We start from the raw sequence: 13507 nt of genomic DNA on the forward strand, positions 1-13507 counted from the left end.
CAAACAATTTATATTAATGAAAATTAATATCCGAAGATTTCTTCAAGTGTCACTTCTTTGAATTCTCCCATTTTATTAATAGAATCCATATTCAGATTTTCTTTTTTCCCGATGATAGCAGTATTATATTTCAACGGTTTAATATCTGAATTGTAAAAGCCTGTCAGCTGTGGCAAACTTAAATTCTGAATCTCTGCATACACATCCTTTCTGATATCATAGTCAACACCCAGTTTTTTCAATGCCAGTTGGTTGTAGAAAATATTTGTCCTGTTAACTCTGTTAGAAGCAATCTGCTTTAAAGCCGAACCTTTAGAATTCTCAAACTGTGCAGGAATTTGTGGAAAATCTGCCATCAGATCATTCATCGCATTTACAGCAAGAGGCAATTTATTAGCCTGGGTTCCTATATAATTGGTCACATAATTGGGGTGATCCTTTTCAGAAGCATTAGCGTAAGAAACATAAGCAGAATAAGCCAGTGATTTACTTTCTCTGATCTCCTGAAAAACAATAGAAGACAGACCACGGCCAAAATACTCATTGAATACATTGGCTTTACCGAAGTTTGAAAGGTTAACATTGCTGCCTTTAGCCACTTTAGCCATTTCCATCTGCACCATATCATAACCCGTAAAATATACTTTCCCTTCCGTTGCAGGCTCTGCATATATTTTCGCTATTACAGGTTGTAGTTTTGTAGTGGCAACAAAAGGTTTTACTGCTTTTTCAAGACCTTTCTGATTTTCTCCATAAAGGAAAATCTCGTAAGGATATTGGTTTAACGTTTTTATTTTAGACATGAGTTCGTTGACATTGATACTTTCCATACGCTGTCTGGAAATAATATCCGTCAATCTTGAATCCTTCCCATATTTCGCATAATTGGAAAGTGCGGCCATAATTCTTCCTTTATCCTTTTTCGCTACCTCTCTTGATTCAAGGATTGTTTTTACTGTCTGATCATAGATGGCTTGATCAGCTTTCACATTCGTCATCCAGTGATTCAACAATTCAACTCCTTTTTTCATATTGTTTTCAAGTCCGCTCAGAGAGATAATGGTCTGATCGTTTGAAGTTCTGAAGCTGTTTGAGATTCCCAGTTTGTAGAATTCTTCTTTCAGCTGTTCCGGAGTATACTTATCGGTTCCTAAATACTGTAAAACGCTTACCCCTAAGCTTAGCTCTTTATCATTATCGGTTCCGAAAGGAAAGATATAATTCACCTGAGCAACTTTGTTGTATTTGTTTTCAACGAAACTCACCTTCTTGTCTTTTATTTCAGAAGTTGTTATTGCTGTTTTATAATCAATAAACTGAGGTTTGATGTCTCCCGCTTTTGTGCCTAAAATATCTTTAAGGAAGGGAGATTGAGCTTCTCTGTTAAGTTTAATTGGGGTGATTGCAGGATTTTGTACACGTACTAATTTATCATTCACTCCTTTTTCTTTATAGACCACAACATAATTATCTTTAAAAAACTCATTCGCAAATTTTACGATGTCTGCTTTGGTGATTTTTTCGTAATCATTGATCTCATCCAATTCCTGCTGCCAGGTTCTTTCGTTGATGTAAGCACCATATAAAGTAGTCGCAAGGCCGTCCGCTGTTTCCCAGCCTTTCATACGCTGAACTTTCATATCATTAACAATTGCATGCAGCATCCAATCCGGGAACTGACCTTTTTTAACTAAATCGATCTGTCCAAGCAGTAATTTTTTAGCCTCATCAAAGCTTTGTCCCTCTTTCGGTACAACGTATAGGGTAAATGCTCCATAAGTTTTGTAAGGAGATTCATAAGCTCCTGCGCTTAGGACTTTCTGCTTTTGGCTGATATTTAAATCAATTAAACCTGCATCTCCGCTGTTGCTTAAGATTTCACCAACCATGCTTGCGAGTCTTGCGTCTTTTGTTCCGTACGAATCAGATCTCCAAGCCATCGTCATTCTTGGTGCAGACGGACTTTTCACAGTTCTTGTCACTACCTGAGTCATCGGCTCTTCAGAAACCATTTTCTTCACCGGAAGTTCTTTGTATTTGAACGACCCGAAATATTGGTCAACTAATTTTATCGTTTTATCGAAATCTAAATCTCCAACCAATACGACCGCCATATTATTAGGCACATAATAAGTGTCAAAATATTTGTGAATTGCCACCATTGACGGGCTCTTCAGGTGTTCTGAAGTACCGATTGTTGTCTGCTGTCCGTTCGGATGTTTTGGAAAAAGCGCTTCCATTAAAGCATAATTTACCAAACGCCCGTCGTTATCCTGCGCTCTGTTGTATTCTTCATAAACCGCCTCCAATTCTGTGTGGAAAAGTCTCAGAACCAATTCAGAGAAACGTTCTTTTTCTACTTTCAGCCATTTTTCCAATTCATTAGCCGGAATATTGTTTTTGTAAACCGTTTCGTCTAACCAGGTGTGAGCGTTGGTTCCTGTTGCTCCTAAAGATGAAATTGCTTTGTCATATTCATTAGCTATGGCAAATTTTGAAGCTTCCTGAGAAACCTCATCTATTTTTTTGTAAAGTGCTTTCTTCTTTTCAGGATCTTTCTCCGCTTTGTGCTGCTCATATAGATCAGAAATCTGCTGCAGCAAAACTTTTTCTTTGGCCCAATCCTGAGTTCCCAAATGAGAAGTTCCTTTGAAGACCATGTGCTCAAGATAATGGGCCAATCCTGTATTATCACTCGGATCGTTGTTTGAGCCAGTTCTTACAGGCACATACGTCTGGATTCTGGGAGCATCATCGTTCTTTGCGAGATACACTTTTAATCCGTTTTTTAAAGCATAGACTCTCACTCCTGTCTGATCATTTTTCACAGTTTCGTACGTATAACCCTGACCGTCAGTCACTGTCTGCGTATCAAATTTCTGTGCCACTGCATTGATCATAAAAAAGAATGAAAGAGAAATAAAAACTTTCTTCATAGTAGTATTATATAATTATGTTAAATAGGTAGGATTATAAAGACGTTTGTTACAGTCCATTAATATTATATTAAATCTAACAGAAGATCCAACGAACTGACAAGCTTTTTCTTTAGCGACAATAATTTTTTACATTTTTTCCTCACAGATATCTTATAGAAAAATACAAAAGTCGCATTTTCAAACAATCAAAATTCCAATGAAATTATTTTCACTCTCTCCGCAGACACGACAGATGAAGTTGAGGAATGGGCAAAACCGGTGAGACAAACTGGCGGAAAAACAGAGTCTGGACTAAAAAAATTTGGCGATAACCGTTATGGTTTTGTATTTTCAGATCCAGATATTCATACGTTTAACGTATTTATGATGTGATGAATAAAATTCACAATGATTCAGATAGAATTCTATTGAATTTTAAACAATTACGGCCTTTACATTTCATTATCCTATGTCCTGCATTTTTATTATTTTAGCGCATTGAAAAATCAGCTACAACAGATGCATAAAATATCATCTGTTTATTTTAACATCAATCTTTTCGGGTGAAAAAACAAGACATTCCACAAGACGAAAGTAATCTTCAATCAGCAAATATGACCGAAATGTTATATGTAACTGATGAAAATAACAATTACACCACTGCTCAAAGTATCGGGTGGGAAGCTAAAAAAGCTGCCCTTGACGAGTCCATGGAGCTCATCAATGAAAGAATTGAGGAGGCAAAACAAAACGTCGCCAACAACACTGTGAGTCCTATCATGTATTTCATGGAACTGAATAAGATGGATTTACAGGTTCTCGCAGCCTATGTTGGAAAATGGCAATGGACAGTCAAAAGACACGCAAGACCGAAAATATTTAAAAAACTCAGCGATTCCACTTTGAAAAGATATGCCGACACATTCGGAATTTCGGTAGATGAACTCAAAAACTTCGACGGTAAATAATGAAGATCAACTTTGAACACCACCAGACAGCCCACTGCGAAAACGGTGTTGCCTCCAATCTACTTCTCAACAGAGGTTTAAAACTCAGCGAACCAATGATTTTCGGAATCGGTTCCGGATTATTTTTCGTGTACCTGCCTTTTTTGAAAGTGAATTTTGCACCGGGGTTCAGTTATCGTCCGATGCCTGGAGCTATTTTCAGCAAAGCCGCAAAAAGACTGGGAATAAAAATAAAAAGAGTTAAATTTTCAAATCCTAAAGATGCTCAGGCTGCTTTGGAAAAAAATTTAGAACAGAATATCCCTACAGGCCTGCAGGTAGGTGTCTTTAACCTGACGTATTTTCCTGAAGAATACAAATTTCATTTCAATGCCCACAATCTTGTGGTGTACGGTAAAGAAGACGGAAAATTCCTAATCAGCGATCCGGTAATGGATTTTGCAACAACATTGACTGAAGCTGAACTCGAAAAAGTACGTTATGCTAAAGGTGCACTTGCCCCGAAAGGTCACATGTATTTCCCGATTCACATTCCGGAAAAGGTTAATCTGGAAGAAGCTATTAAAAAAGGAATCAAAGACACCTGCAAAAATATGCTTGCTCCCGTTCCGATTATCGGTGTGAAAGCAATGCGTTGGGTAGCAAAAAGCATCCCTAAATGGGCTGAGAAAAAAGGCACGAAAGTAACCAATCATTACCTTGGACAACTGATCAGAATGCAGGAAGAAATCGGAACCGGCGGAGGCGGATTCAGGTTTATTTACGGAGCTTTTTTACAGGAAGCAGCGGTTATTCTTAAAAATGATGAATTAAAGGAATTATCTAAAGAAATTACTGCAATCGGTGACCTTTGGAGAGATTTTGCAGTAGATATTGCAAGAGTCTACAAAAACAGAAATTCTAAAAGCGACATTTACAATCAGCTTTCAAAATCAATGTTGCATATCGCTGATTTGGAGGAGGCTTTTTATAAAAAACTGAGAAAAGCGATATAGTTTGGAGAATATCATCGAAATAAAAAATCTCTACAAGAAATACAAGAACTCGGAAGACTTTTCGGTTAATGATATTTCTTTGAACATCGGTAAAAACGAAATCTACGGAATTCTCGGCCCTAACGGAGCGGGAAAAACCACGTTGATTTCTATGCTTTCAGGTTTGATTAAACCGACCTCAGGAAGTTTCACCATCAATGGTTTGTCGCCAAAAAAAGACAGTTCAAAAATCAAACAAATTATCGGTGTCGTTCCTCAGGAATATGCACTCTACCCGACTTTGACCGCAAAGGAGAACCTTTTGTTCTTTGGAAGTTTATATGGTTTGAAGAAAGATTATCTTCATAAAGCAATTGACGAAGCTTTGGAATTGATGGGCTTGACAAAATTTGCCAATAAAAAAGTCGACCAGTTTTCAGGCGGAATGAAACGCCGTTGTAACCTGATTGCCGGGACTCTTCACAATCCGAAAGTTCTGTTTCTGGACGAGCCGACCGTTGGCGTTGATGTTCAGTCGAAAAAAGCGATTATCGACTATCTTTTAGATTTAAATAAAAAAGGAACGTGCATTATTTACACCTCGCATCATTTATCTGAAGCTGAAGAATTCTGCACAAAAATCGCTATCATCGACCACGGAAAAATTCATGCGACAGGAACACCCGAAGAATTGGTGGAAAGAGTTGCGAATGCGGAAAACCTTGAAGATGTTTTTATTTCATTAACCGGAAAAGAATTGAGAGATGTTGTATAAATTGTGGAGAAGTTTCATTAAAGAAATTCAGTTATTGAAACGTGATTCAGGCGGGATTGTCATTATTTTCCTGATGCCGCTGCTGTTGATTATTACCATCACTTTAATTCAGGATTCGACCTTTAAAAATCTGGAAGGATCTAAAATCCCGATTATTTTCATTGATAATGATCAATCTGAAGTTTCAAAAGTCATCAAAAAAGAACTGGAAACCAGCAAAACATTTGAACTCGTTACTGATTACACCGAGAAATCAGCTGAGCAAGCGGTATTCACGGGAGATTATCAACTGGCCATCGTCATACCTGAAAATTTATCGAAAGATTTAAATTCAAATATAGATTCGAAAGTTCAGACCATTATAAGTTCGTTCGGTTTGGAAACTGATTCGGCTTCCACTAAAACTGTGGCTTCAAAAACTAAAGACATTCATCTCTATTTCGATCCTGCAACCAACGCAGGTTTCAAAAATTCTGTAATGAATGCCATTAATAAAATGGTCTTTGAAATCGAGAATAAAAAAATATACAAAGCCTTCCAGGATCAACTTGGAACAACGGAAGATCTTGAAAATAAAAGTTTGATTACCTTCAAAGAAATCACACCAAACCAAGGTAAAAAAGAAGAGATGCCGAATTCGGTACAGCACAACGTTCCTGCCTGGGCACTGTTTGCTATTTTCTTTATCGTTGTTCCATTGTCAATAAATCTGGTAAAAGAAAAAAGTCAGGGAACGAGTGTAAGAGTTCGGGTAAGTCCAACGCCCTATTATATTCATATTTTAGGGAAAACATTCACCTATCTTATCATTTGTGTCATTCAGTTTCTGTTGATGGTGGCTGTAGGCATCTGGCTCTTCCCGCTGATGGATTTGCCTCAGTTTGATGTTTCAGGAAAAATGTTCCACCTCCTGATTGTTACAATATTTGCAGGATTGGCAGCAATTGGATTTGGAGTTTTAATCGGAACGGTCTCTGATACTCAGGAGCAGTCAGCACCTTTTGGAGCGACTTCAGTGGTGGTTTTGGCAGCGATTGGCGGAATCTGGGTCCCTGTCTTCCTGATGCCTGAATTTATGCAGAAAATTGCGCAGTTTTCTCCCATGAATTGGGGACTAAACGCATACTATGATATTATTCTAAGAAACAGTGACATCGACGGAATTGCGAAGGAACTGATTTTTTTATTTTTATTTTATATCGCAATGGTAACGATCTCTCTGCTCTACGAAAGAAAACAAAATAGCGTATAATTTGTTTAAGGATTAGGAACAGATAGATTTCTAATTTGTGACCTTTGTGAATACCTTTGTGCACTTTGTGGTTTTTTAAACACTAAGAACACTAAGAACACTAAGATTTTTCACTAAGAGCACAATAATAATGAACCCATTAATAGTATGATTTTAATTGGTGATCTTTGTGATTACCTTTGTGCACTTTGTGGTTTTTTAAACACTAAGAACACTAGGGTTTTTCACTAAGAGCACAATGATGAACCCATTAATTCATTAACAAAATGATTTTAACTGGTGTACTTTGTGAATACCTTGGTGCACATTGTGGTTTTTTAAAAACTAAGAACACTAAGATTTTTCACCAAGAGCACAATGATGAACCCATTATTTCATTAACAAAATGATTTTAATTGGTATACTTTGTGAATAACCTTGGTGCTCTTTGTGGTAAAAAGTTAAGCATTATAGAAAAATAATTTCTAAAAAACACAAATAATATGAATGAGAATGAAATTTCAAAGATTGTATTTGATGCAGGATTGAAAGTTCATCGTCAGCTTGGAGCAGGGCTTTTGGAAAGCGCTTATGAAGAATGTCTGTATTTTGAACTAAAAAAATCCGGATTATTTATAGAAAAACAGAAGCCAATGCCACTAATCTACGATGATGTAAAACTTGATATTGGTTATAGACTCGATCTTTTGATTGAAAGAAAAGTTGTTATTGAAGTAAAATCAGTCGAATCTTTAAATGATATTCATATCGCTCAGGTTTTAACATATTTAAAATTAAGTAATTGCAAATTGGGTTTGCTTATCAATTTTAACTCGGTTTTATTTAAGAATGGAGTTAAGAGATTGATTAACGGAACAATTTGATTTGACATATCAAGAAGTAATTAAAAAAAACTCTCTTTAGTGAAAACTCCTGTTCTCATTGTGTTTTTTTTAAACACTAAGAACACCAAGATTTTTCACTAAGAGCACAATGATAAACTAATTATTTCATTAATAAAATGATTTTAATTGGTGTACTTTGTGAATACCTTTGTGCACATTGTGGTAAAAAAAGAAAATAAAATGCAGTCTAAAAAAAATTTAACCTGTACCGAAGAAATACGTGTACGATTTAACGAAACAGACCCGCTGGGAATTGTTTGGCACGGACATTATATCGTTTATTTTGAAGATGGGAGGGAAGCTTTTGGCCGGCAACACGGTCTAACCTACCTCGACGTTCAGAAAGCCGGGTTTGTAACCCCAATTGTAAAGAGTACGTGTGAACATTTTCTTCCGCTGAAATATGGGGAAACAATTAACATTGTAACAACTTTCGTGAATTCTGTTTCGGCGAAACTGATTTATAAATACGAGATTTTCAATCAGCAAAATCAATTGGTTTGCAGTGGGGAAACCATTCAGGTTTTCCTGGATTCTGACAATAAATTATGCCTGTATAATCCTGAGTTTTTTCAGGCTTGGAAAGATGCGATGGGATTATAGTTGGCTTTTTGCTTTTCAAGAAAGATTCAAAAATTTCAGCAATTAATGAACAAAGAAATTTACATTACAGATTACAGCTGCGTCACGCCTTTGGGTTTTGATGTGGAATCAAACTGGAAAGCTCTTCTGGAGGGAAAATCAGGTGTTGCTTTACATAAAATCACTGAAAATCACGAACCTTTTTTTATTTCTAAAATTGATTGTGAAAAACTGGAAGAAGAATTCAACAGACACTTTAACAATCAGAACTTCACGAGACTTGAAAAAATGTTTTTGCTGAGCTTGAAACCTCTGGTGGAAAGACATCATATTTCAGACAAAACGGCTTTTATTTTATCAACAACGAAAGGAAATATCAGTTTATTAAAAAACGAAACTACTTTACCGGAAGGGGTCTACCTTTCAAAATTAGCTCAAAAACTCGCGGATTTTTTTGGATTTAAAACCAAACCGATTGTCGTTTCCAATGCTTGTGTTTCCGGAGTCATGGCGATTTCAGTTGCGAAAAATATGATTCAGACAGGAAAATACAAAGATGCTTTTATCGTTGCCGGAGACGGAATTTCTGAGTTTGTGATTTCTGGTTTTAATTCTTTTCAGGCCATAGGAAGCGAACCGTGTAAACCTTATGACAAAAGCCGTAATGGAATAAATTTAGGCGAAGCGACCGCTGCAGCGTACATCACTTCAGAATTAGATCATAACGAAAAATTTAAGTTTAAAGTCCTGGGTGATTCTGCAATCAATGATGCCAATCACATTTCCGGACCATCTAGAACCGGCGACGGATTATTTACCAGCGTTCAAAATGCAATGAAAGAAGCAAAAGTTTCAGCAGAGCAGATCGATTTTATTTCCGCCCACGGAACGGCAACACTTTATAACGATGAGATGGAAGCCATTGCTTTCAACCGAATGAATCTACAAAATGTTCCTCTGAACAGCATGAAAGGTTACTACGGACATTGTTTGGGGGCTTCAGGACTTTTGGAAAGCATTATTTCTATGGAATCTGCTTTGAACAATACGTTAATTCCATCCAAAAACTTTGAAGAAATGGGCATTTCTCAGGATTTAAATATTATTAAAGAAAATCAGTCGGCAGAAATTAAGTATATTTTGAAAACCGCTTCGGGTTTTGGTGGTTGTAATGCAGCTATTGTTTTGGAAAAAGCATAGAATAATTTTGTAATTTTGATAGAGTTAAAGTTTTAGGAAATGAAATCTACTTTAGAAATAAGAAAAAGAATTCACGACTACATAAATATTGCAGATGAGAGAATCCTTCGTATTTTAAATGGAATTATCAATGCTGAAGAGCAGGAAGATAATTATCCTGCAATTCCAGATTGGCATTATGATGAAATAAATGAAAGACGAGAAAAATTCTTAAGCGGAGAAAGCAAATTTTACACTTGGGAGGAAGTCAAAGAGAAAGCAAAATCAGCTTTGAAATGACTTATGAGTTAGTGTTACAGGAAGATGCACAAAAAAGTTTGGAAGAAAAATTTATGTAACATATGGAAGAATATTTACGTAGAATTCAAAACAATCCAAAACATTTTCAGCTTAAGAAAAATTACAGAGCAGCTTTCATTCAAAAATTTCCTTTCTTCGTAGTTTATGAAATTATTGATTATAAAATCATCATACTCTCTGTTTTCAACACATATCAAAACCCAAAAAAAGCCTTAAAATTTTTGAAAAACCTCAATGAAGAAAACAGACATTTGCACCATAGAAAACTCAAAAATAACGGTCAACAAACAAATTATTTTTGAAGCTGAAACTGAAAATTTCGCAAATTTCGCAAAAGAAGCTTATAAAAGTTTAGAACTGAATTATTCTAAATTTCATAAAATGGATCATCTGAGCAAACTGGCTTTTCTTGCTTCCGAAATGATTCTAAAAAACGATGATCACAGTAAAACCGCATTGGTTTTTGCCAATAAATCGTCAAGTCTTGACACCGATTTCAAATACCAGGAAAGCATCAATTCTGAAGAAAATTATTTTCCCAGTCCCGCCGTTTTTGTATATACCTTGCCAAACATCTGCGTCGGTGAAATCAGCATTAAACATAAGATGCAGACGGAAAATGCATTTTTTGTTCTGAATGAATTCGATGAAGATTTTCTAAACACTTATGCGGCACAGATTCTGCAGTCAGGAAAAGCTGAAAAAGTCTTATGCGGATGGGTCGAACTATATCAGGAAAGTTATAAAGCTTTTGTATATTTGCTGACTTTGTAACATAATAATATAACAGTGTGAAATATGGAGGTATGATAATGTAACAATTTTAAAAAGTATAACAATACAGCTATTAAGTTTCAGCTGTTTTTGGTAACCATAAGCCATAGTAAATTGATCATTAATACATTTTCACATTGTTAAACTGACACCTATTGATACATTGGTACATTGAAACATCGAAAAACCGATACATAGATAAATATAAAAAAATGGAAGATTTAAAATTAGAATTAAAAAACAAAATCATAGAAGTTCTTAATCTTGAAGACGTTGCAGTAGAAGAAATCAAAGACACAGACCCTCTTTTCGGTGGTGGTCTTGGTTTGGATTCTATTGATGCGCTTGAATTGATTGTTCTTCTTGACAAAGATTACGGAATCAAATTATCTGACCCTAAAAAAGGAAAAGAAATCTTCCAGTCCATCGAAGTTATGGCAAAATATATTGAGGAAAACAGAACAAAATAAAGTTAATTTACCAATATAACAATGTTACAGTCTGGCAATAATCGGTAAACTTCTACATTGCAACATTACTAAATTGATACATTGCTACATTGTTAAATTGATACATTATTATCATTGTTACATTTATAAAAGATGAGTCAAAAAATTGCCATCACAGGAATAGGTATCATTTCCTCCATTGGTAACAATGTTGAGGAAAATTTTATTTCTTTGACATCCGGTAAGCACGGCATCTCAGATATTCAACTGTTTGATACCCGTCATGCAGGGAGCATCAAGACAGGTGAGATAAAACTTTCCAATGAAGAACTGGCGCAACAGCTTCAGCTTCCTGAAGACAACAATGCGACCAGAACTGCCTTATTGGGAATGGTTGCTGCAAGAGAAGCCGTAGCAAGTGCAGGAATTTCGGATATTAACGAATATAAAACGGGACTCATTTCTTCCACGAGCGTAGGTGGAATGGATATCACCGAAAAATTTTTCTATACTTACGAAGATTTTCCTGAAAAGCAAAAATATATTGATGTTCACGATGCCGGAAATTCATCGCTTGCCATTGCAGACCTGCTTGGTCTTAAAGGAATGGTCTCTACGATCAGCACAGCATGTTCTTCAGCAGCCAATGCCATTATGATGGGGGCAAAACTCATTAAAAACGGTATTTTAGACCGTGTTATCGTTGGTGGGACTGATTCCCTTTCAAAATTCACTTTGAATGGGTTCAATACACTGATGATTCTCACCGACTCATATAATACCCCCTTTGACAACGACAGAAAAGGCCTGAACCTTGGGGAAGCTGCTGCTTTCCTTGTTCTGGAATCTGATGAGATCGTTAAAAAACAAAACAAAAGGGTTCTTGCTTACCTTTCCGGTTACGGCAATGCCAATGATGCGCATCATCAGACTGCTTCGTCAGAAAACGGACAGGGTGCCTATCTCGCAATGGAAAAGGCTCTTAAAATTTCAGGTCTGGACAAAAAACAGATCGATTACATTAATGTTCACGGAACTGCTACCCCTAATAATGATTTATCAGAAGGTATTGCAATGATCAGAATATTTGGAGAAAACGAAGTTCCGGACTTCAGCTCCACGAAAGCGTTTACCGGTCATACCCTGGCGGCGGCGGCAGGAATTGAAGCGGTTTATTCGATTTTAGCCATGCAGAACAATGTGATTTTTCCAAATTTAAATTTCAGAACAAAAATGGAAGAATTTGATTTGACTCCGGTCACTGAACTGAAAGAGAAGAATATCAGTCACGTTCTTTCCAATTCGTTCGGATTTGGAGGAAACTGTTCAACCTTAATTTTTTCTAAATAATGAGTGTTGTTTACATCAACAGTGCAACCTGCATCTCTGTTCAGGACACTTTAAATGAAAATTTCTTTGGAAATCTTAAATCTCAGAATTCAGTTCAGGTATTGAAAGCGATCGAACCTAATTACAGAGAGTACATTCCACCGGCCATGAGCAGAAGAATGTCTAAGACTGTAAAAATGAGTTCGGTAGCTTCTACAAAAGCATTACAGGAGGCTGGGATTGAGAAACCTGATGCCATTATTGTAGGAACCGGCATGGGATGTTCTCAGGATTCTGAAAAATTCCTGAAAAATGTTTTGGAAAATAATGAGGAATTTCTGACACCCACATTTTTTATTCAGTCAACACATAACACGGTTGCGGGACAAATTGCTTTGGGCTTGCAGTGTCATGGATATAATTTCACCTATGTCAACCGTTCATCTTCATTGGAATTTTCAATGCTGGATGCCAAACTTCAGATTCTTGACGGTGAAGCGGAGAACGTTTTGGTTGGTTCCACAGATGAACAGACCGAGAGAACAATGCAACTGTACAAACTGAACAATTCTATTAAGAAAAAAGAAAATCTGCCTGTTGATTATTTAAATTCAGAAACCGAGGGTGTTATTTGGGGCGAAGGCTCTGGCTTTTTTGTATTGGGAAAAGAGAAAACAGCAAACTCTTACGCTCAATTGAAAGATATCCAAATTATTAATACATTAGATTTAAATGAAACTCAACAATTCATTGAGGATTTTTTAGCTAAAAATAATTTAAAAAATGGAGATATTGATGCTGTTATTTTAGGTTTCAGCGGAGATGCAGATTCTGATGTTTACTATCAAAAAGTGTCTGAAATATTTCCAGACTCCTCATTACTCTATTACAAACATTTAAGTGGAGAATTCAATACTGCAAGCAGTTTTTCGACTTTTATGGCGTGTCACATCCTGAAATCCCAACAGATCCCGGAAGTAATGATGATTAATTCTGTAAAAAAAGAAAATATTTCAAATGTCCTCCTGTACAATCATCTGGGAGGTAATGATCATAGTTTGGTTTTACTGAAAAAAGCTTGATTTTAAATAAAAACTCCATA

Annotated in this window: 14 protein-coding genes; 13 read left to right on the plus strand and 1 reads right to left on the minus strand. The window is 36.2% G+C overall.

What is annotated here, in order from left to right; all coding sequences use genetic code 11:
- Positions 1-23: 23 nt before the first annotated feature.
- Complete coding sequence (locus tag AC2A07_RS00005) at positions 24-2936, minus strand: M16 family metallopeptidase (RefSeq protein ID WP_484048658.1); 2913 nt, start codon at positions 2934-2936, stop codon at positions 24-26.
- A 207-nt stretch (positions 2937-3143) separates the two neighbouring features.
- Here AC2A07_RS00005 and AC2A07_RS00010 point away from each other — a divergent pair, with 207 nt between their 5' ends.
- The 13 genes from AC2A07_RS00010 (at position 3144) to AC2A07_RS00070 (ending at position 13487) form a co-directional block, all read left to right on the plus strand.
- Positions 3144-3311, plus strand: coding sequence for a VOC family protein (locus AC2A07_RS00010; protein ID WP_484048918.1), 168 nt, complete (start codon positions 3144-3146; stop codon positions 3309-3311).
- A 170-nt stretch (positions 3312-3481) separates the two neighbouring features.
- Positions 3482-3886, plus strand: a complete 405-nt coding sequence (DarG, locus tag AC2A07_RS00015) for a flexirubin biosynthesis protein DarG (protein ID WP_484048659.1) — start codon at positions 3482-3484, stop codon at positions 3884-3886.
- A complete protein-coding gene (gene darH, locus AC2A07_RS00020; RefSeq protein ID WP_484048660.1) occupies positions 3886-4881 on the plus strand; it encodes a BtrH-related acyltransferase DarH in 996 nt (331 codons plus the stop codon). The genes DarG and darH overlap by 1 nt, the downstream gene beginning before the upstream one ends.
- A gap of 1 nt (position 4882) precedes the next feature.
- Positions 4883-5635: an ABC transporter ATP-binding protein gene (locus AC2A07_RS00025; protein WP_484048661.1), complete on the plus strand. Its 753-nt coding sequence runs from the start codon at positions 4883-4885 to the stop codon at positions 5633-5635.
- Complete coding sequence (locus tag AC2A07_RS00030) at positions 5625-6887, plus strand: ABC transporter permease (protein WP_484048662.1); 1263 nt, start codon at positions 5625-5627, stop codon at positions 6885-6887. Before AC2A07_RS00025 ends, AC2A07_RS00030 begins: the two co-directional genes overlap by 11 nt.
- Positions 6888-7369: 482 nt before the next feature.
- Positions 7370-7750, plus strand: coding sequence for a GxxExxY protein (locus AC2A07_RS00035; RefSeq protein WP_314492818.1), 381 nt, complete (start codon positions 7370-7372; stop codon positions 7748-7750).
- Positions 7751-7951: 201 nt separating this feature from the next.
- Positions 7952-8374: an acyl-CoA thioesterase gene (locus tag AC2A07_RS00040; protein ID WP_484048663.1), complete on the plus strand. Its 423-nt coding sequence runs from the start codon at positions 7952-7954 to the stop codon at positions 8372-8374.
- Between the two features lie 45 nt (positions 8375-8419).
- Entirely contained in the window at positions 8420-9553 is a 1134-nt protein-coding gene (locus AC2A07_RS00045; RefSeq protein ID WP_484048664.1) for a beta-ketoacyl synthase N-terminal-like domain-containing protein, read from the plus strand.
- A 39-nt stretch (positions 9554-9592) separates the two neighbouring features.
- Positions 9593-9832 (plus strand): addiction module protein, encoded by a 240-nt coding sequence (locus AC2A07_RS00050; protein ID WP_484048665.1) that lies wholly within the window; start codon positions 9593-9595, stop codon positions 9830-9832.
- Between the two features lie 255 nt (positions 9833-10087).
- Positions 10088-10627, plus strand: coding sequence for a 3-oxoacyl-ACP synthase (locus tag AC2A07_RS00055; RefSeq protein ID WP_484048666.1), 540 nt, complete (start codon positions 10088-10090; stop codon positions 10625-10627).
- A 212-nt stretch (positions 10628-10839) separates the two neighbouring features.
- The gene (locus tag AC2A07_RS00060; protein ID WP_034963026.1) at positions 10840-11097 is read left to right on the plus strand and encodes a phosphopantetheine-binding protein; all 258 of its coding nucleotides are present in this window, start codon (positions 10840-10842) and stop codon (positions 11095-11097) included.
- Between the two features lie 132 nt (positions 11098-11229).
- Positions 11230-12426, plus strand: coding sequence for a beta-ketoacyl-[acyl-carrier-protein] synthase family protein (locus AC2A07_RS00065; protein WP_484048667.1), 1197 nt, complete (start codon positions 11230-11232; stop codon positions 12424-12426).
- Complete coding sequence (locus tag AC2A07_RS00070) at positions 12426-13487, plus strand: beta-ketoacyl synthase N-terminal-like domain-containing protein (protein WP_484048668.1); 1062 nt, start codon at positions 12426-12428, stop codon at positions 13485-13487. Before AC2A07_RS00065 ends, AC2A07_RS00070 begins: the two co-directional genes overlap by 1 nt.
- Positions 13488-13507: the final 20 nt, after the last annotated feature.

Source organism: Chryseobacterium sp. HNCC26DJ238 (assembly GCF_057180465.1).

Coding starts and splice junctions, on each gene's coding strand:
- AC2A07_RS00005 (WP_484048658.1), bottom strand. CDS start 2,936: ATGAAGAAAGTTTTTATTTCTCTTTCATTCTTTTTTATGATCAATGCA.
- darH (WP_484048660.1), top strand. CDS start 3,886: ATGAAGATCAACTTTGAACACCACCAGACAGCCCACTGCGAAAACGGT.
- AC2A07_RS00030 (WP_484048662.1), top strand. CDS start 5,625: ATGTTGTATAAATTGTGGAGAAGTTTCATTAAAGAAATTCAGTTATTG.
- AC2A07_RS00035 (WP_314492818.1), top strand. CDS start 7,370: ATGAATGAGAATGAAATTTCAAAGATTGTATTTGATGCAGGATTGAAA.
- AC2A07_RS00040 (WP_484048663.1), top strand. CDS start 7,952: ATGCAGTCTAAAAAAAATTTAACCTGTACCGAAGAAATACGTGTACGA.
- AC2A07_RS00045 (WP_484048664.1), top strand. CDS start 8,420: ATGAACAAAGAAATTTACATTACAGATTACAGCTGCGTCACGCCTTTG.
- AC2A07_RS00050 (WP_484048665.1), top strand. CDS start 9,593: ATGAAATCTACTTTAGAAATAAGAAAAAGAATTCACGACTACATAAAT.
- AC2A07_RS00055 (WP_484048666.1), top strand. CDS start 10,088: ATGAAGAAAACAGACATTTGCACCATAGAAAACTCAAAAATAACGGTC.
- AC2A07_RS00060 (WP_034963026.1), top strand. CDS start 10,840: ATGGAAGATTTAAAATTAGAATTAAAAAACAAAATCATAGAAGTTCTT.
- AC2A07_RS00065 (WP_484048667.1), top strand. CDS start 11,230: ATGAGTCAAAAAATTGCCATCACAGGAATAGGTATCATTTCCTCCATT.
- AC2A07_RS00070 (WP_484048668.1), top strand. CDS start 12,426: ATGAGTGTTGTTTACATCAACAGTGCAACCTGCATCTCTGTTCAGGAC.